The 18,730-nt window shown below is 60.2% G+C and carries 16 protein-coding genes; 15 read left to right on the forward strand and 1 reads right to left on the reverse strand.

The genetic code is table 11. The features are described from left to right. The first annotated feature begins 30 nt into the window (after nt 1-30). From IE061_RS16960 to IE061_RS17030, 15 genes are all read left to right on the forward strand, one after another. Nucleotides 31-2,193 carry a methyl-accepting chemotaxis protein gene (locus tag IE061_RS16960; RefSeq protein WP_193462122.1) on the forward strand — a complete coding sequence of 721 codons (2,163 nt, stop codon included), beginning with the start codon at nt 31-33 and terminating at the stop codon, nt 2,191-2,193. After that, complete coding sequence (locus IE061_RS16965) at nt 2,190-3,062, forward strand: CheR family methyltransferase (protein WP_193462123.1); 873 nt, start codon at nt 2,190-2,192, stop codon at nt 3,060-3,062. The genes IE061_RS16960 and IE061_RS16965 overlap by 4 nt, the downstream gene beginning before the upstream one ends. A gap of 79 nt (nt 3,063-3,141) precedes the next feature. After that, nucleotides 3,142-4,203 carry a protein-glutamate methylesterase/protein-glutamine glutaminase gene (locus tag IE061_RS16970; RefSeq protein WP_039180800.1) on the forward strand — a complete coding sequence of 354 codons (1,062 nt, stop codon included), beginning with the start codon at nt 3,142-3,144 and terminating at the stop codon, nt 4,201-4,203. 42 nt (nt 4,204-4,245) lie between these two features. Continuing rightward, the gene (locus tag IE061_RS16975) at nt 4,246-5,928 is read left to right on the forward strand and encodes a methyl-accepting chemotaxis protein (protein WP_193462124.1); all 1,683 of its coding nucleotides are present in this window, start codon (nt 4,246-4,248) and stop codon (nt 5,926-5,928) included. Nucleotides 5,929-5,982: 54 nt separating this feature from the next. Continuing rightward, nucleotides 5,983-6,372, forward strand: coding sequence for a chemotaxis response regulator CheY (gene cheY / locus IE061_RS16980; protein WP_016915725.1), 390 nt, complete (start codon nt 5,983-5,985; stop codon nt 6,370-6,372). A 42-nt stretch (nt 6,373-6,414) separates the two neighbouring features. Then, a complete protein-coding gene (gene cheZ, locus IE061_RS16985; protein ID WP_193462125.1) occupies nt 6,415-7,110 on the forward strand; it encodes a protein phosphatase CheZ in 696 nt (231 codons plus the stop codon). Between the two features lie 132 nt (nt 7,111-7,242). Beyond that, a complete protein-coding gene (gene flhB, locus IE061_RS16990; RefSeq protein ID WP_193462126.1) occupies nt 7,243-8,409 on the forward strand; it encodes a flagellar biosynthesis protein FlhB in 1,167 nt (388 codons plus the stop codon). Further along, nucleotides 8,406-10,490, forward strand: a complete 2,085-nt coding sequence (flhA, locus tag IE061_RS16995) for a flagellar biosynthesis protein FlhA (RefSeq protein WP_039180792.1) — start codon at nt 8,406-8,408, stop codon at nt 10,488-10,490. The genes flhB and flhA overlap by 4 nt, the downstream gene beginning before the upstream one ends. A 50-nt stretch (nt 10,491-10,540) precedes the next feature. Next, nucleotides 10,541-12,715 (forward strand): flagellar biosynthesis protein FlhF, encoded by a 2,175-nt coding sequence (gene flhF / locus IE061_RS17000; protein ID WP_193462127.1) that lies wholly within the window; start codon nt 10,541-10,543, stop codon nt 12,713-12,715. Next, complete coding sequence (locus tag IE061_RS17005; RefSeq protein WP_189462954.1) at nt 12,712-13,311, forward strand: hypothetical protein; 600 nt, start codon at nt 12,712-12,714, stop codon at nt 13,309-13,311. Before flhF ends, IE061_RS17005 begins: the two co-directional genes overlap by 4 nt. An 81-nt stretch (nt 13,312-13,392) precedes the next feature. After that, nucleotides 13,393-13,806 carry a flagellar protein FlhE gene (locus IE061_RS17010; RefSeq protein ID WP_227407420.1) on the forward strand — a complete coding sequence of 138 codons (414 nt, stop codon included), beginning with the start codon at nt 13,393-13,395 and terminating at the stop codon, nt 13,804-13,806. A gap of 26 nt (nt 13,807-13,832) precedes the next feature. Further along, entirely contained in the window at nt 13,833-14,537 is a 705-nt protein-coding gene (locus IE061_RS17015; RefSeq protein ID WP_039180785.1) for an RNA polymerase sigma factor FliA, read from the forward strand. A gap of 39 nt (nt 14,538-14,576) precedes the next feature. Then, entirely contained in the window at nt 14,577-15,395 is an 819-nt protein-coding gene (locus IE061_RS17020) for a motility protein A (protein ID WP_193462128.1), read from the forward strand. Between the two features lie 4 nt (nt 15,396-15,399). Beyond that, nucleotides 15,400-16,071, forward strand: coding sequence for an OmpA/MotB family protein (locus tag IE061_RS17025; RefSeq protein WP_193462129.1), 672 nt, complete (start codon nt 15,400-15,402; stop codon nt 16,069-16,071). Between the two features lie 23 nt (nt 16,072-16,094). Then, entirely contained in the window at nt 16,095-18,104 is a 2,010-nt protein-coding gene (locus tag IE061_RS17030) for a sensor domain-containing diguanylate cyclase (RefSeq protein WP_193462130.1), read from the forward strand. On the opposite strand, the gene IE061_RS17035 is transcribed toward IE061_RS17030, so the two are convergent. Further along, nucleotides 18,101-18,661 carry an invasion associated locus B family protein gene (locus IE061_RS17035; RefSeq protein ID WP_193462131.1) on the reverse strand — a complete coding sequence of 187 codons (561 nt, stop codon included), beginning with the start codon at nt 18,659-18,661 and terminating at the stop codon, nt 18,101-18,103. The two genes, IE061_RS17030 and IE061_RS17035, sit on opposite strands and share 4 nt — an antisense overlap. Nucleotides 18,662-18,730: the final 69 nt, after the last annotated feature.

Consider the following 18,730-nt stretch of genomic DNA (forward strand, 5'->3'; position numbering starts at 1 on the left):
AGCGCCTAAAATTAACAATAAGGCAGTAAGATGCGTAACAACCAGCCAGTTACTCAGCGCGAAGTCGAGTTGAGCCAGGACGACTTCCTCGTTTCTCGCACCGATCTCAAGGGGCGTATTACCTACGCTAATCCGGCCTTTATCGAGATTAGTGGCTACCGTCATGATGAACTGATGGGCGCGCCTCACAACCTGATCCGCCACCCTGATATGCCCGCCGCCGCCTTCGGAAACCTGTGGAGTACCCTGAAACGTGGCGATACCTGGCGGGGGCTGGTCAAGAACCGGTGCAAGAGTGGCGACCATTACTGGGTAGATGCCAGCGTTACGCCGATCGTGGAAAACGATCAGGTGGTGGGTTACACCTCCGTGCGTGTGCAGGCGACGCGCGAAGCCATTCAGCAAGCGGAGCAGCACTACAGCGATATTCGTGAAGGGCGCAACAAGCGCCTGTATCTGGATAAAGGGCGTGTTCGCCAGCGTGGGCTCGTTGCCAGGGTCCGGCGTATGCGTCTGGATACCATTCGCGCCAAGCTGATAGGAATGGTGTGCATTGCGGCTCTCCTGCTGATCGCCAGCGGTGGATTGGGGCTATACGGTTTGAACGTGGCGGGTGAGCGCCTGGAGGGCCTGAACAACGACGGCCTGCGTGATGTCATTCGGCTGCAACAGATCGATCAGACCATCGCTCAGACGCGCCAGTCGATGATCGAGCCCGAGCGTATGCAGCTCATCACCCAGCGTTTCGACATGGGGGATACCGTGGCAGCCAGTGCTGCCCAGGTGGCGGATGTGTGGCAGGCCTATTACAGCCGTGAGGTGAATGCCACGCCACTGGCCAGCCAGTTCGATGAACAGCTGCAGGCCTTTCTGGATAATGGCATGCGCCAGGCAGTGGGTGTGCTTCAAGCGGAAGAGACCTACCAGGCATTTACCGGCCTGGACGCCGTGATCCGTGTCATGAACGAGGATGGCCGGGCGCTCTCTTCCCTGGTCAATGAACTGATTGCCCAAAAGCAGGCAACCGCGGAAGTGATGGCCTCCGAGGCCGAGCGGGGACAAACCGTCATGCTGAGCGCTCAGGTCGGTGTGCTAGCCACCGGCTTGGCACTGTTGATCGTGATCAGCCTGCTGACGCTGCGCTCCATTACACGACCGCTGAAGCAAGCCTCGCGGTTTACCTTGCAGATTGCCGGCGGCAATCTTGCCGCCAGAGTACCGCCCAGACGGCGTGATGAAATAGGCCAGCTCATGGATGCTCTCGACACCATGCGCAAGAGCTTGAGCAGCATCATTGGCGAGGTCAAGACAGGCATTGATGTCGTCACGCCAGCGGCCAAGGATATTGCCAGCGGTAACGAGGCGCTTTCATCACGTACCGAGCAGCAGGCGGCATCGCTGCAACAGACGGCGTCCAGCATGGAGGAAATGACCACTACCGTTCGTCAAAACAGTGATAACGCTCAAGAAGCACGACGTCTGGCCGATAATAATGCAACAAGGGTGTCACAAACGGGTGAGTTGATGACGCAGTTGGTCGATAACATGCAGCGAATCACGCAAAGTTCGCAGAAGATGACCGACATCATCAACGTCATTGACTCCATTGCCTTCCAGACCAACATTCTGGCCCTCAATGCGTCAGTCGAAGCCGCACGAGCGGGAGAGCATGGGCGTGGGTTTGCCGTCGTGGCCGAAGAGGTACGCAAGCTGGCGGGACGTAGTTCCGATGCGGCTCAGGAAATTCGCGGCCTGATTGATGACTCGAGTCAGCAAGTGGGCGAAGGGGCGGGCCTGGTTGAAAGGGCCGAAGTCGCGATCAGCGAAGTGGCTGAGGCTGCCCGTAGCGTCACGCAAATCATGCACGACATTTCGGCAGCCTCCCAAGAACAGAGCAGCGGTATCGCCGAGGTCAATCAGGCGGTGGCCGAAATGGATCAAGCGACACAGCAGAACGCTCTGCGTGTTCAGGAAACGGCACAAGCAGCGCTGGCCCTGGAGCAGCAGGCCGAGCTTCTTGCGTTATCGGTCGAGGCCTTTCGCTTGTCAGGCCATCGTCAGGTGCCGCCGCAACGTGAGCAGTCGCAGGCAGCCGCGCTGCCGAAGGTGACTGCGCAACCTCGCAGCGCCACACCGCCTGTGCCGGTCAAGAAACGGCCAATGGCTTCTGTAGAGGAGTGGGAAACATTTTGACAGACCAACGCGAACGGGGAGTCGACGCTGGACAGTGGGCAACCAGCGGACAGATTGAACGTGATCTGGTGCTCACCGATGCGGATTTCACACGCATCCGTGAACTGATTTATCAGCGTGCTGGAATCGTGCTGGCAGAGCACAAATGCGAAATGGTGTATAGCCGCTTGGCCAAGCGGCTGCGGCACCATGGCATGACGCGTTTTACCGACTACCTTTCGCGGCTGGAGCGGCAACCCGATGCCAAGGAGTGGGAGGCGTTCACCAATGCGCTGACCACCAACCTCACGGCTTTTTTCCGAGAGTCGCACCACTTTCCGCTGTTGGCAGAGCATATCAAGCACAAGCAGGAGCCGGTCACTATCTGGTGCTCAGCAGCATCGACGGGGGAAGAACCCTACTCGATTGCCATGACGCTGCTGGAGAGTCTGGGAGCCCGCGCGTCACAGGCCAAAGTGATTGCCACCGATATCGACACCGATGCCTTGGCCAAAGCGCGCCGCGGTATTTATCCCCAGGAGCAGGTACGCAAGCTGGATGAAGCACGCGTGAAGCGATTTTTCCAGAAAGGCACGGGTAACCACATCGGGCTGGCGCGGGTACGGCCAGAAGTGTCTGCGCTGGTAGAGTTCATGCCGCTCAACCTGCTGGCGCCGCAGTGGCCTGTCAAAGGTCCCTTTGATGCCATTTTTTGTCGTAATATCATGATTTATTTCGATAAAGATACACAAGCGAAAATACTCAAGCGGTTTGCACCACTGATGAAGCCCGATGGCCTGCTCTTTGCTGGACACTCGGAAAACTTCTCTTACATCAGTGATGCTTTCAAGCTTCGTGGACAAACCGTCTACACCCTTGCCAATCGATGATCGTTGTGTGTGACGCTGCTGATGAGGCCACGGCCCACAGGAGTAATGCCGAAATGGCGACTGTTAAAGGAGGCGTGCTTTGAGCGCAGCCAAGATCAGAGTGTTGTGCGTCGATGACTCGGCGCTGATTCGTGACCTGTTGACCGAAATCATCAACTCGCAGCCTGATATGGAAGTGGTCGCGGTGGCCCCCGACCCCATTGCGGCCCGTGACCTTATCAAACAGCACAACCCGGACGTCTTGACGCTGGATGTCGAGATGCCGCGTATGGACGGGCTGGATTTTCTCGAGCGCCTGATGCGCTTGCGCCCCATGCCGGTGCTGATGGTTTCCTCGTTGACCCAGAGTGGTTCCGAGATCACTTTGCGGGCATTGGAGCTGGGCGCGCTGGACTTCGTTGCCAAGCCGAGCCTGGGTATTCGTAGCGGCATGATGGAGTACGCCAACGAAATCGCTGAAAAATTGCGCGCGGCGGCCCGCTCTCGGCCGCGACAGGCGCGCAACAAGAACACCCCCCCTCCCAGCCAGCTCAAGGCGCCGATGATCTCCAGTGAGAAACTGATCATCATTGGCGCATCGACGGGGGGCACCGAAGCGATTCGCGCCGTGCTGGAGCCGTTGCCAGCCAACGCGCCTGCGATTCTGATCACTCAGCACATGCCCGGCGGTTTCACCCGCTCGTTTGCCGAGCGGTTGGACAGGCTGTGTCGCATCACTGTCAAGGAAGCCACCGATGGTGAGCGCGTGCTGCCAGGCCATGCCTATATCGCCCCTGGTGACCAGCATCTGGAGTTGGTACGCAGCGGCGCCAACTATGTGGCGCGGCTCAATGATGGCCCGCCGGTGAACCGTCATCGCCCGTCGGTCGATGTCTTGTTCCACTCCGCAGCCAAGCATGCCGGGAAAAACGCGGTCGGTGTGATCCTGACCGGCATGGGCAAGGACGGAGCTGCCGGGCTTCTGGAAATGCGTCAGGCAGGGGCCCCGACCATTGCCCAGAACGAAGAGACCTGTGTGGTGTTCGGCATGCCTCGGGAGGCCATTGCCGTGGGCGGCGCAGTGGAAGTGCTGCCGCTGGACGAGATTCCATCGAAAATGATGGCGCTGGTAGCCGCCTCAGGACGCGCTCAGCGCGTCTAGGGCCTTAGAGACAAGACAAGTGATCCAAGGAAATTCATAACAATGACACGTTTACTGCGCAACCTTAGTATTCATCTGGCCGTCATTTTCGCGCTAGTCTGCTTTGTGGGCTTGATTCTACTGATTGCCGGTTTGAGCATTGCCTCGGACCGCAGTGCACAGAGCAATTTGGCCACGCTGGATCTTATCGGCAATCAGCAGCTCAATGAGCTGAATCGCGCTGACTCGCTGCTCAACCAGGCCATGCTGGCGCTGGAAACCGCTTCGAACCTGCTGATGGTGGGGCAGGCCCGTCAATCCAACGAGCAGGTGGATATCGCTGCCAATCGTCTGGAGCGTGCCGAGCGTCGTTATACGAACTTCATGGCCACACCGCGTAGCACTGAGGGCGAGTTGCTAGGGGGGGCGGTGGATGAAAGTTTCGTGCGGGTATTGGCGTTGGTCAAGGAGCAGCATGCCAGCTTCGACACCATGGACATCTCTACCTTCAACCACCTGCGCGGCGAGTTGATCGAGCCCTTGGACGAGTTGGCTGCCAATACCACGGCGTTTATCGAATATGCTTTTGGCCGCGTGGGCACCGTACGTGAAGACGCTCAGGCGCAAGGTAATCTCTTTACCACGATCAGTATCGCTGCTGTTGGGCTCGCGCTGCTGGTCACACTGGCCATCTACCTTGGCCTGCGCCGTACGGTGATCAGGCCGCTGAGCGATGCCGCTGCGCGCCTTGGACGCATTGCCGAAGCCGATTTAACCCAGCCGCTCCCCCAGGCGGGTAAGAACGAGATAGGTCGACTGTTCGCTGCCATGGCCACCATGCAGCAGAACTTGAGTGCCACCGTGTCGAGGGTGCGTGAGGGCAGTCAGGCAATCCATCACGGCACTCGAGAAATTGCCAGCGGCAACGCAGACCTGTCCTCCCGCACCGAGCAGCAGGCCGCCTCCATCGAGCAAACTGCGGCCAGCATGGAACAGATGACGGCCACCGTGAAGCAGAATGCCGACAATGCTCGCCAGGCAAGCACGTTGGCAGCAGATGCATCCACTACCGCCGAGCAGGGAGGGAAAGTCGTCGAACAAGTGGTACAAACCATGCACGGTATTTCGACCAGCTCGCAAAAAGTGGCTGATATTACCAGTGTGATCGACTCGATTGCTTTCCAGACCAACATATTGGCGTTGAACGCTTCCGTGGAAGCTGCGCGGGCGGGTGAGCAGGGGCGTGGTTTCGCGGTGGTGGCTGGCGAAGTACGTAATCTGGCCAGCCGCAGTGCGGACGCCGCCAAGGAGATCAAGTCCCTCATCGAGGCCTCGGTCAGCCAGATTCAGCAAGGCTCCTCGCTGGTCGAGCAGGCAGGGCAGACCATGACGGAAGTAGTCACGGCAGTGCGGCGTGTCACGGATATCATGGATGAGATATCGGCGGCCTCGCAAGAGCAGAGTGATGGCATCGAGCAGGTCAGTCAGGCCGTTGGCCAGATGGATCAAGTGACTCAACAAAATGCCGCGCTCGTTCAGCAGGCGTCCGCAGCGGCAGCCTCGCTGGAGGAGCAGGCCAATCGCCTTGAAGAGGCCGTTGCGGTCTTTCAGGTGCTCAATGCGCGGGCTGAGCGCACTCACGCGCCAGCGTCCGTGGCAACGTCGGCGCTGCCCAAGGCCGCCGCCAACCCGCCAGCTCGTCGTGTTGCTGCTCAACAGCACCACGATGAGTGGGAAGAGTTTTAACCCTGACTGAATCAGCAGTCCCCCTGTAAATATTGTGATGTGAGAGGATGACCAATGGCCGATAAGAACATGAGTTTCCTGGTAGTAGATGATTTCCCCACGATGCGCCGCATTGTGCGTAGCCTGCTGAAAGAGCTGGGTTTTACGAATGTGGACGAAGCGGAAGATGGCCAGGACGCCCTCAACAAGCTGCGGGCAGGCAATTTTGAGTTTGTCGTTTCCGACTGGAACATGCCCAACCTCGACGGCCTGGAGATGCTCAAGGAAATCCGCCAGGATGAAGCGTTGAAAGACTTGCCGGTGCTAATGGTGACGGCCGAAGCCAAAAAAGAGAACATCATTGCAGCAGCCCAGGCCGGTGCCAATGGTTACGTGGTCAAGCCGTTCACTGCGGCCACTCTGGAAGAGAAGCTGAATAAAATCTTCGAGAAGATGGGGAAATGACGCAGCTGGGCTTTGGTGCTCGGTCAACGAGGAGACAACATAATGAGCCAGAATGAGCAGGGTGGTGCTACCAAACTCTCTGAGGAGGCTGCTGAGGACCTGATCGTCCGGATTGGCAAGCTCACCCGCATGCTGCGTGACAACATGCGTGAGTTAGGGTTGGATAAGGAGATCGAAAAGGCCGCAGAGGCAATACCTGACGCTCGTGACCGTCTACACTACGTGGCCACCATGACCGAGCAAGCGGCAGACAGGGCCTTGAATGCCATTGATCGTGCCCAGCCGCTGCAGGATCAGCTCTCCGAGCGTGCCGAAGCCCTGGACAAGCGTTGGGCCGAGTGGTTCGAGGCACCCAAGGAGCTGGATGAGGCCAAGTCGTTGGTTAAAGAGACACGAGCTTACCTGAGTGATGTGCCCGAGATCACCGCAGCGACCAATAAAGAGCTGCTGGATATCATGATGGCACAGGACTTCCAGGATCTGACGGGGCAGGTCATCAAGAAGATGATGGACGTGATCCGTGAGATCGAGCATCAGCTGGTGCAGGTGCTGATCGACAACGTCCCGGGTGCCGAAGCCCGTGAAACCATGCAGCGCAAGGCGAACGATCAGTGGAAAAACGAGAATGCGCGGCGCAATGAAGATCTGCTGAACGGTCCTCAGGTAAAAGAAAACGCGCCTGACATCGTGACCGGCCAGGATCAGGTAGACGACTTATTGGATGAATTAGGCTTTTAATGCTGGGTTATTGACACATTGTAAGTGGTCGCATCTGGCACAATAGCTACCTGCTCAGCCGTCCTTTGGGGCGGCTGAGTGCATAGTATGGCGTAGTTTGATTCATCGTCCCCTCGTCAGCCGGATGGCCGCATGGCAGATAACGACAGCGATCAGGAAAAGACCGAAGAGGCGACGCCCCGACGGCGGGACAAGGCCCGTGAAGAGGGGCAGGTTCCTCGGTCCCGAGAGCTGACGACTTTCATGATTCTTCTGGGAGGCGTGGTTGGCCTCTGGAGCATGGGGCAAATGCTCTATGACCAGCTGGGGGCTGTCATGGAGCAAGCATTTCTGTTCGAGCGGCGCCAGGCCATGGAAACCACCCCCATGCTGGTCAATGCGCTCGACCTGGGCCAGCGAACGCTCTTCGCGATGTTGCCGCTTTTTTTGCTGCTCGCGGTGATTGCGTTGATGGCCCCCGCGTTACTGGGCGGGTGGCTGATTTCCTCCAAGTCGATGAAGCCAAAATTCTCCAAGCTGAACCCTGTGAAAGGGATCAAACGCCTGTTTTCGATGCAGTCGTTGACCGAGCTTGCCAAGGCGATAGCCAAATCCATTCTGGTGGGTAGCGTTGCGTTCAGTTTTTTGTATTTTAATATTGGCAGGTATTTGGGGTTGATGGATCAACCTGTCCAGCAAGCCTTGGTCACGGCACTCAATATGGCGGCCCTGGCGGCCGGCCTGATCGTGCTTTCCCTGATCGTGGTCATTCTGATCGATGTCCCCTTCCAGCTATGGAACAACGCCAAGCAGCTCAGGATGACCAAGGAAGAGGTCAAGCGAGAGCACAAGGACTCGGAAGGCGACCCCCATGTCAAAGGGCGCATTCGTCAACAGCAGCAGGCCATGGCGCGTGGGCGCATGATGAGCAAGGTGCCCGAAGCGGACGTGATCATCACCAACCCGACCCACTACGCCGTGGCCTTGAGGTATCAGGAAGGGAAAATGGGCGCGCCCAGGCTAGTGGCCAAGGGTGCCGATGCCGTGGCTGCCAAAATCCGTGAGATCGGCGCCGAGGCTGGCGTGCCGCGATTGGAAGCAGCGCCGCTGGCGCGTGCCCTGTATCATCATGTGGATCTGGAGGCGGAAGTGCCGGCCGAGCTGTATACCGCAGTGGCCGAAGTCATGGCCTGGGCCTACCGTCTCAAGCACGTAGCACAACAAGGAGGCGAGGTGCCCCCCACCCCCGATAATCTGCCGGTCCCACCGGAAATGGATACGCCCGGCCGTCGTGCCGATGGCAATGAGGCGCAGCCATGAAAAGTTTTAGTCAGCTACTCAATCAGCGTAACTGGTCCAACGATGTCAGCATGAAACTGCTGGCCGGACCGCTGCTGATCCTGATGATCCTGGGCATGATGATCCTGCCCTTGCCACCGTTCGCGCTCGATCTGCTCTTCACCTTCAATATTGCCTTGGCCATCATGGTGCTGCTGGTCAGCATGTTTGCCGAGCGACCGCTGGATTTTGCCGCGTTTCCTGCCGTGCTGCTGTTCACCACGCTGCTGCGCCTTTCGCTCAACGTTGCCTCTACGCGCGTAGTGTTGATGGAAGGGCACCAGGGGGGCGATTCGGCAGGCAAGGTCATCGAAGCGTTTGGCACTTTCCTGGTGGGGGGCAATTTTGCCGTTGGTCTGGTGGTCTTCCTGATTCTCGTGATCATCAACTTCATGGTCATCACCAAAGGTGCGGGCCGTATTGCCGAAGTGGGGGCGCGCTTTGTGCTCGACGCCATGCCGGGCAAGCAGATGGCCATCGATGCGGACTTGAACGCAGGCCTGATTGGCGAAGACGAGGCCAAGAAACGTCGCGCGGAAGTGGCACAGGAAGCCGATTTTTACGGCTCCATGGATGGTGCCAGCAAGTTCGTGCGTGGCGATGCAGTGGCCGGTCTGGTCATCATGGTGGTCAACATCATCGGTGGTCTGCTGATTGGCATGATGCAGCACGACATGGGCTTTGCCGATGCGGCGCGCACCTACACGCTGTTGACCATTGGCGACGGTCTGGTCGCCCAGATTCCTGCGTTGGTGATCTCCACGGCGGCGGGCGTGACCGTGTCTCGGGTGAATACCGAACAGGACGTTGGTCAGCAGATGATCAGCCAGCTGTTCGTGAACCCACAAGTCATGATTCTGGCGGCCATGGTGATGGGGCTATTGGGCCTTGTGCCAGGCATGCCCAACTTTGTATTTCTGCTGTTCACCAGCCTGTTGGCCGGTCTGGCCTGGTACCTGATTCGCCGCAAGAACCAGACGCTGGTCAATCAAGAGCTGACCGCTGCCCCGCCACCCATGCTGCAGGAGACCCCTGAGGCGAGCTGGGAGGATGTCCAGCTCGTCGATACGCTGGGACTCGAGGTTGGGCACCGCTTGATTCCCCTGGTGGACTCGCGCCAGAAAGGCGAGCTGCTGGGGCGCATCAAGAGCGTGCGCAAGAAATTCGCCCAGGAAGTGGGCTTTCTGCCGCCCGTGGTGCATATCCGCGACAACCTGGAGCTACCGCCGAATACCTATGTGCTTTCCATGAAAGGCGCCGAGATCGGGCGTGCCGAGGCACAGCCAGGCAAGTGGTTGGCCATTGACCCAGGCCAGGTATCGGGCGAGCTACAGGGCACGCCGACGCAGGACCCGGCCTTTGGCTTGCCAGCGGTCTGGATCGACGCCAATCAACGTGAACACGCACAGGTGTATGGTTATACGGTCGTGGATGCCAGCACGGTCATCGCAACCCACCTCAACCACCTGCTGCACCGCCACTCCCCCGAGATGCTGGGGCGCCAGGAAGTGCAGAAACTGCTCGACAAGCTGGGCGACGATCAAAAGTCACTGGTCGAAGAAGTGGTGCCCAAATCCATCTCGTTGACGGTGCTTCAGCGTATCTTGCAGAACCTGCTGGATGAGGATGTGTCGATTCGTGATATGCGCAGCGTGCTGGATACCCTGGCCGAACATGCAGGCCAGCAAAAGGATCCCAACGAGCTGACGGCGCTGGTACGGATTGCGCTGGGGCGCGCGATTACCCAGCAGTGGTTCGCTGGGCAAGAGACGCTGAATGTCATGGGCCTGGATGCGCAACTAGAGCAAGTGCTGCTGCAGGCCATGAATGGCAACGGCGCCATGGAGCCCGGACTCGCGGATACGCTCATGAATCAGGCGCAGCAAGCGTTGGAGCGTCATGAAGGCAGTGGTGAAGCCCCGGTGCTGGTGGTGCAGCACTCGCTGCGTGCCGTGCTCTCGCGTTTTCTGCGCCGTCGCATGCGCCACCTGGTGGTCATGTCGCAGGCAGAAATTCCCGATGATCGCACGCTGCGAGTCGCCACGCTGGTGGGCGGGCGTTGATGTCACTCGTGATGGCTATCCGTCTTTCGTACATAGGTAACAGGTGATGCATGAGCGTTAGGCGTTTTGTCGGAGCCAACAGCCGCGATGTCATGCGCCAGGTGCGAGAAGTACTTGGCGATGATGCCCTGATCGTGGCCAACCGGCGCACCGAAGGCGGGGTCGAGATTCTCGCCATGGCGGACGATGCGGTCGATCAGTTCGATCCTGCTCCCAGTCCGGCCACCCAGGAAAAGCCCGCTGTGCCGGTGTTTTCATTGCCCAAACAGCCAGATCCGCTGGAAGCCATGAGCGAGCGTCTGCTGCGTGAAATGCAAGAAATGCGCGAGCTGCTGTCGCGACGACAGCCCGACCCCGCGCCAGGGGCGGCCAGCGCGTCAGAGCACTTGCAGCAGGTGATGCTGCGCGTTGGTTTCAGCCATGAGCTGAGCCAGGAAGTGGTCGAGGCCTTGCCCGATGAGCTGGCATCGTTACCGGCCTCCAGCGACCGCTTGATGACCTGGCTACGCGAACAGCTCATGGCGCGGTTGAGTGTACTGCGTCAGGAAGAGGCGTTTTTCGACCAGACCGGCATCGTGGCTCTGGTAGGCCCTACCGGGGTCGGCAAGACGACCACCACGGCCAAGCTGGCGGCGCGTTTTGTGATGCGCCATGGCACACGCCCGGTGGCGTTGGTGACTACCGACAGCTTCCGAATTGGTGCCCACGAGCAGCTGCGGATCTATGCGCGACTGCTGGATACCCCCATGTATGCGCTGGATGTCGAGCAACCCATTGACGAGCTGCTGGGACGGCTTCAGGGCAAGCAGTGGGTGATCATCGATACCGTCGGCATGAGCCAGCGCGATCAGCGGGTGATCGAGCAGATTGCACACCTTCAGGGGGGGCAATCCACCGTGCGTCTGGTGCTGATGTTGAATGCCGCCAGCCAGCCCGAAACGCTGGAGGAGGTCGTGTTGCGCTATCGCCAGGCAGCCAGGGCGGCTGGGGCGACGCTGGACGACTGCATCATCACCAAGCAGGATGAAGCGGGGCGCTTGGCCCCGGCGTTGGATATCGTCATGCGCCATGGCATGCGTGTGCTGTTTGGCTCCCATGGCCAGCAGGTGCCGGAAGACATGTCCGTGGCCGACCCTCAGGCGCTGATCGCTCAGGCGTTGGCCGCACAGCCCCGCGCCGTGCACCAGGCCGAACCCTCGGCGCCGCTCAGCTTGCCACGCTGGTCGCGGGATGTGCTGGGGCAAGGGCGCAGGCTCTCATCGGTGCTGGCTCGACTGCGCAAACGGGTGGATGACTTTTACCTGCTGGAAGCCGCCTGGGATATCGGCGCACTGCCTGGGGTCATTCAGGATCAGCGGGTGGATGAGCTGTTGTCCGGGGCAGATGCCAATAGCCGCGCCATGGGGCTGGCCTGGTCGCCACGCCGCCAAGGGCGTGGCTGTGACTGGACGATGCCGGATGTTCGGCTGGATGCGCAGGGCCGTTGGTTGGCCCTGACGCGGCTTCAGCACCGTCAGCCTGCCGGCTGGCAGCCGCGTCTGGAAGAGTGTGGAGAAGATATGGCAGTACACCTGCTGCCCGCTCTGCCAGAACCCGACGTGCTCACCTGGCTGCACGACCAACGTTTGACCTGGGTCAGCGCGGTGCATGCCAGCCAGCGAGTAGACTATCAGGGCGAGCGCTACGCCCTGAAGAATCTGTTTCAAGAGAGTACGCTGACCCACAGCGTCACGGTGCGTTTTCGCGGCCAGCGCATGCAGCTGTGGAATGCCTATGTCGAAGTGCAGGCCGCCTCGGGCCACGCTCTGCTGGCCTGGGTGGGCGACATCCGTGACCCTGAAAGTGACAAGCGCGTCGCGCGTCGCTATTGGTTGACACCCGCCCGGTTGGGTAGCGATGTACTGTCACTGCTGGTCACTCAGCTCGAAAGCGATGGGCTGGCCGCACTGACCAAGCGAGCGTGGCAACAGCTCAAGGAAAGCGACGGTGGCGAAGTGAGTCGTGAGCTGCGCCTGTTGATGGCCAGCGGTGCAGCGGCCGTGGCAGGCCACCTCGACCTGGCCGATGATGAACCAGGCCAGGCGCTGAGAACGGATCTGGTGCGGCTGTTGGGTAGCCAGCGCAAGCGCCGGGATACGGCCCTGCTGGACGCGCTGCTGCATGTGTTGATGGCCCGAGATGCCATTCGGCAACTGGGCAGTGTCAGCCTCGAGGATGTGCTATGAATGGCCAGGATCAGGCTGCCGGGCTGAGAAAATGGGCAGATTTGCAGCGCCAGCAGCGAGGCGAGCAACCCGACGAGCCTGCGGCCGACGCGCCGAGTGTCGATACTTCCACTTCAGACAAGGAAGTGGCGCAAACGAACGTTGGCACGGACGCTTCGGAAACCGCTCCCAAGGAGGTCGCAAGTGCGGCAGCGAGCGTAGCGGCCCCCCGCCCGACACGCACACTGGTCATTGTGGGGTTGAGCTCAGCGGGTGCCCTGCACGTCGACAAGGTCAAAGGTCGCTTGGCGCAGTGGGCATCGTTGGGGCGCCAGTGGGCGGGCGATCCTCAGGAGTGGGACGTCAAGGTGGCAAGCCCCGAGGCAGGGTCGATGGCTGCCTTGGCGCATCACCCTCACTGGGCGCTATGGGTGAGCAGTGACGCCGAGGCCTTCGCGAGCATGTACCGTGCCCTACGCCAGATGCGTGAGCAAGGGGGGCCGCGCCGCCTGCTGGCCCTGCACGAGCCGCACCTCCCGCGTCAGGGCTTGCTGAACAACCTGCGTGATGCCGCTGCGCACTATTTGCAAATAGAGCTGTTGCTACTGGCTCGTTGATGACCCCATGACAAGGGACCGGCAATGCCTCTACAGACGATGTTGCTACGAACATTGATCAACACCGCAAAGTGGTCAACAGTGACATGGAGCGTGTTTCTCTCCAGCGCCGCGTGGGTGCTGGTGTTATCGCTGGTTGTGGGTGAATCGGCGCGGGCAGCGACAGGTAGCTGGAGCAGTCAAATGCCCGCGGTGATGGTGGCCATGAGCGATCGGGCGAGCAGCAGCCAGGCCATCAGACCTCCGGCGGGCATACCGCTGGGCGACGCGACGTTGGCGAGGGTGCAATGGCGTTTCGAGGCGCCGGCCCATGCGCCTGTCAACGCCTGGCTGTGCCATCCTGCACAATGCGTGCCCCTGAGTGGCATGCGTGGCAGCACCATGGCACTGGCAGGTCTGGAAGCCAACGCGCCGCTTCATTTGCGCTTTGCGCTGTCACCGGGGCAACGGCCCGTGCGCGTACAGGGGCTTCAGGTCATCGTGAATTATCAGTAAAGATCGTTTAGCCGTGAGGCAATAGGATGTATACAGCACAAGGCAGGATCAAGCAGAGTGAGCTGTTAACTCAATACATGCCACTGGTGAGACGTCAGGCCTTGACACTGCAGGTCAGGTTGCCCGCCAGTATCGAGCTGGATGATTTGATTCAAGCGGGCATGGTGGGCTTGCTGGAGGCGCTAGGACGCTTTGATGCCGCACAGGGCGCGACGTTTGCCACGTTCGCCAGCCAACGCATTCGGGGCGCCATGATGGATGAACTGCGCACTCGGGACTGGCTGCCGCGCAGCGTGCGCCGCTCTGCCCGCGCAGTCGATGAAACCGTACGCCGTTTGGAGCAGACGCTGGGCAGGCCCCCTGAAGAGGTGGAAATTGCCCGTGAGCTGGAGATGCCGCTGAGCGACTATCAACAGCTGCTCAACGACACCAATAGCGGGCAGCTACTGCCCTTCGAGGAACTGGTGGCCGATGGCGGTGAGCCAGCCGGGGACGAAGGCAGCGCCAATCGTCCTTTCGAACAACTGCTCGACGAGCAGCAGCGGCACACTCTGATCGAAGCGATCGAGGCGTTGCCCGAGCGTGAAAAACTGCTGATGGCCCTGTATTACCAGGAAGAGATGAACCTCAAAGAGGTGGGGGCGGTACTGGGCGTCACCGAATCGCGGGTATCGCAACTGCATAGCCAGGCCGTCAGCCGCCTTCGTGCCCGCTTGAGCGACCACGATTGACCTTCTTATCCTCTCACGTTAACCGGCAAGGAGCCGTTGATGAACCCCTCTACGTTGATCGGCATATTTGCCAGCATGCTGTTGTTGATAAGCGTGCTGTTCTTTACCGCAGAGTCGCCAGAAAGCTTTATCAACTTGCCTGGTCTGGCCATCGTCATTACCGGTACCCTGGCGGCGACGTTCATCAGCTACCCCTTGAAGGAGGTACTGCGAGTAGTGCGCCTGGTAGGCCTGGTATTCCGCCGCGAGAACACCTATGTGCGCGATGATATCGGCGAGCTGGTGGCCATGTCGCGGTTATGGTTCAAGGGCGATGTCCGAGCGGTAGAGCGGGAGCTGGAGCATACGCGCAACCCGTTTCTGCGCACCGGTATTCAACTGGTGATTGCCAACACCAAGGAAGATGAAATTTTCGACATGCTGCGCTGGCGGATCGCACGGCTGAAAGCGCGTGAGCATGCCGAAGCGCAGATTTTCCGCACCATGGCCACCTATGCGCCGGCCTTCGGCATGATCGGTACGCTGGTGGGGTTGGTCAACATGCTGGAAGTCATGGATGCGGGCGATCTGCAAGTGATCGGTCCGCGCATGGCCGTGGCGCTGCTCACCACGTTCTACGGTATTTTGCTGGCCAATCTGGTCTTCAAACCCATTGCCGTCAAGCTGGAGCGGCGCACCGAAGAGCGGTTGATCACCATGAACATGGTGTTGGAAGGCATTTCACTGATTACCAAGCGTCGCCTGCCGTCGTTCATCGAAGAAACGCTGAACTCGTTCGTGGCCAACTACCACGATGAAATTCGTGATGCGAGCGTCAAGCCGCGCCCGGATGCCGACCCAGCGCTGAAGAAAGGGTAGCCCCATGCTCAACCAGGATGCACGGCATGCGCTGGAGCTGCCTGCGGCAGCAAGCGAGGACGATGAAGGGTGGCTGACCAGTTACCTGGACGTCTTGACGCTGCTGATTACCCTGTTCGTGCTCTTGCTGGCGCTGACGCCTCCTGGCGGTGGCGAAGGGAGGGAGAGCGATGCCATGGGGCCGGCCAGTGCCATCATGGCCATGCCGTTGGCCTCATTGGCCACCGGTATTCATCCACGTCACGACGGTGTGCAGTCGCAGATGGCGGGGCTGGATATTCCTGGGGTCAGTGTCTCGCAGGGTCGTGAGGGCATCACCCTGCGCATCGACGACAGCCTGTTGTTTTCCAGTGGTAGCGATGTGCTAACGCCTCAGGGCCTGATCGTGTTAGAAGGTCTCACGTCAGTACTCCAAACGTTCGAAGGCCAAATATCGGTGGAAGGGCATACCGATAACGTGCCCATTGCCACCCCGCGCTTTCCCTCTAACTGGGAGCTTTCCACGGGTCGCGCCATTGCCGTGGTGCGCCAGTTGGAGCGTCAGGGTATCGCCATTTCTCGTATGCGGGCGGTTGGCTATGCCGACACCCAACCCATGGAAAGTAACGCTACCTCGGAAGGGCGAGCTGCCAACCGACGCGTTGAACTGCTGCTCAAACAGCAGGTCGAGGGGTAAAGCACTATCTCGAGGCTATCTTCGTGTCGACGCATCATTCTCGACTGCAGTCCTTTGGCGCTGTCTTGGTACTGGATACCGACGTGCGGCAGGTTCAGGCCGTCAGCCGCAACCTGGCGGCATTACTGGGGTTACCCACCAACGAGCAGCCGCCCCCTACGCTGACGTCTCTGCTGGGCAAGCGGCTCAGCCAGCGGCTGCGCCATGAACTGCAAGGGCAGCCCCGCCTATCCGGCCCGCTCACTTTTCGCCGAGCCACCGTCGATACGCGCTTTCAACTCCAGGCCTATCGAACAGACCGACACGTCGTCGTCGAAATAGAGCCATTGCCCCCGATGGGCAAGCAGCGCCTGCTGGGAACCCTCAATGAGCGCCTGGTGCGCCTGGCCGAAGCCACGCACCAGGAGGAACTGCTGGACTACCTGGTCGGTGCCGTTCAGGAGTTGACCGGGCACGAGCGCGTCTCGGTGTGCCATTTCGACGGCGATTGGCATGGGCTCATCGTGGCCGAAAAGTGTACGGGGCGCTTGGCAGGGCTGCGCGGGCAACGGTTTCCGGCCAGCGATTTCCCACTGGCCTTGCGGCATGCCTACGAACGTCATCCGGTGCGCTTGATTCAAGACGTCACCGCCGACACCGAGCCCCTGGTGCCCGCAGACGTCACGGCCAACCTGCGCAACTGCTTCTTGCGTGCGCCGGCTGCCGAGCGGCGCGTCTATCTGCAGCGGCTGGGGGCACACAGTGCCTTCAGTGTGGCCATGCAAAGTGATGCTGGCCTGTGGGGGCTGCTGTTCTGTCATTCGGCCCATGCCCACCCCGTGGCACCGCCCTTGCGCGATGCGGTGCGGACACTGGTGCAAATGGCGACGCAGCGGTTGTTGTTGCTGCGTGCTCGCCAGGAGGCACGTTACCTGCAGCGCGTGCAGGATAGCCTGGTGCTGTCGGTCTCTGCCCAGCAAGAACCCAAAAGCCCCCAGCAGATTCTTCACGAGCAGGCTGCGTCCTGGTGTGCGCTGTTCCGTGCTCAGGGGGTTGCCCTGTGGCTCAATGGCAGCGTGTGTTCTGCCGGTGTGGTGCCGCTCTCCACGGTGGTGTGCCAACTGGTGAAGCGTATCGACAGGGGGCATCGCCATGGGGGGCCGTGGTGTACCCGTGAGGTAGCGGTGGAGCCGCTGACAGCGTCACTCCACATGTCAGAGCAGTGTGGGATTCTGGCTGTGCCGCTCTCCATCAGCCCAGCACAGCGAGGCTGGCTGTTGTTCTTTCGGCCCGAGCAGGTGGAAACCCTCTATTGGGCCATGGGCCCTGTCTCGGCTGCCGTGGCCTCATCCACGCAGCCGACGCCCCCCTCGGCTGCGTGGAGTGAAGACGTGGTCGGCAAAAGCGAAGCATGGCAGCGTGTCGAACGCCTGGCGGCCATCGACTTGGGGGAAGATTTGACGCTGGCTATTTCTGCCTATGAGATCAGTACGCTCAACATGCACCTTGAGCAAGAGCGCAAGGCACTGGCCACAGCCAACCAGCGGCTCGAGCAGTTGGCCCACTTTGACCCATTGACTCAGGTCTGGAATCGCTACCGTATCGAGCAGGCTATCGATGCTGAGTTGGTGGCGGCCAAGCGCTACGGCGCCGCATTTGCGCTGCTGCTGTTTGATGTGGATCACTTCAAGCAGATCAACGACGCCTATGGGCATGGCGTGGGGGATGACGTACTGGTCTCGCTGGCCCGGCTGGTGGAAACGTCGCTGCGGGGCTGCGACCATCTTGGCCGCTGGGGCGGCGAAGAGTTCGTCGTGCTGGCGACGCACTCCGATGAAGAAGCGGCCATGGGTCTGGCTGAACGCCTGCGCAGCCTGGTGGCCACGCTGCATGTCAGCGGGTTGGACCAGCCCATCACCGTGAGTATCGGTGTGGCAATATGGCAGCCGGGCGATAGCTGCAAGACGCTGATGTCGCGGGCCGATGTGGCCATGTACCGAGCCAAGCGCAGCGGTCGCAATCGCGTGGAAGTCGCTGAGCCGCGATCAGATTAACCTTCTGTCGTGCTGTCCTCGCACAGCTGTTGCATACGCGCGATGGCGCGGTCTGCGCCGTTGAGGCTGAAGGTCATGTACCAGGGCTCCTGCTCGTTTTGGTCGAAGCCCAGGAACAGCTGCTCACCGGTGCGCATCTGGGCCATCAGTGTGTCGAGATCGCTCAGGTAAAAGTGCGCGTAGAAGCCATCGTCGCCGCGCTCGGTGATGAACTCGGCCATGGTGTCCACGATGGGTTGGTCATCGATACGCAGCCGGGTAGGCACCAGATTGACGGCGCGGCTCTCGCCCTGCTGCTGTGCCAGGGTCACGCGCATTTCCAGCCAGGGGAGGTCGCATACCCCTTGGGTGGTATTGAGGCTCAAGGTGGCATCGGAGTAGCTGTGGGTCTCGACGGCACGAAAATGGCGCTCTTCGCCCAGTGACAGCGCCATCGATGACCAGTGTTCATGGGGTTCGGCGTGCTCCACGTTGAACGTGGCCGCCTGGACGAGCTGGGCGTTGCCCAGCAGGCTCCCCCCCAGTATCGCCAGCAGTGTACGGCTCTTGACGGGCATAAGCGGTATCATCGTTGAAGGTCTAAAAGATAGGGCGTTCAAGCTTCCAGCAACGGCCTGACGTTGTCG

The organism is Vreelandella hamiltonii, from assembly GCF_014651795.1.
In the GTDB taxonomy this organism is placed as follows: domain Bacteria; phylum Pseudomonadota; class Gammaproteobacteria; order Pseudomonadales; family Halomonadaceae; genus Vreelandella; species Vreelandella hamiltonii.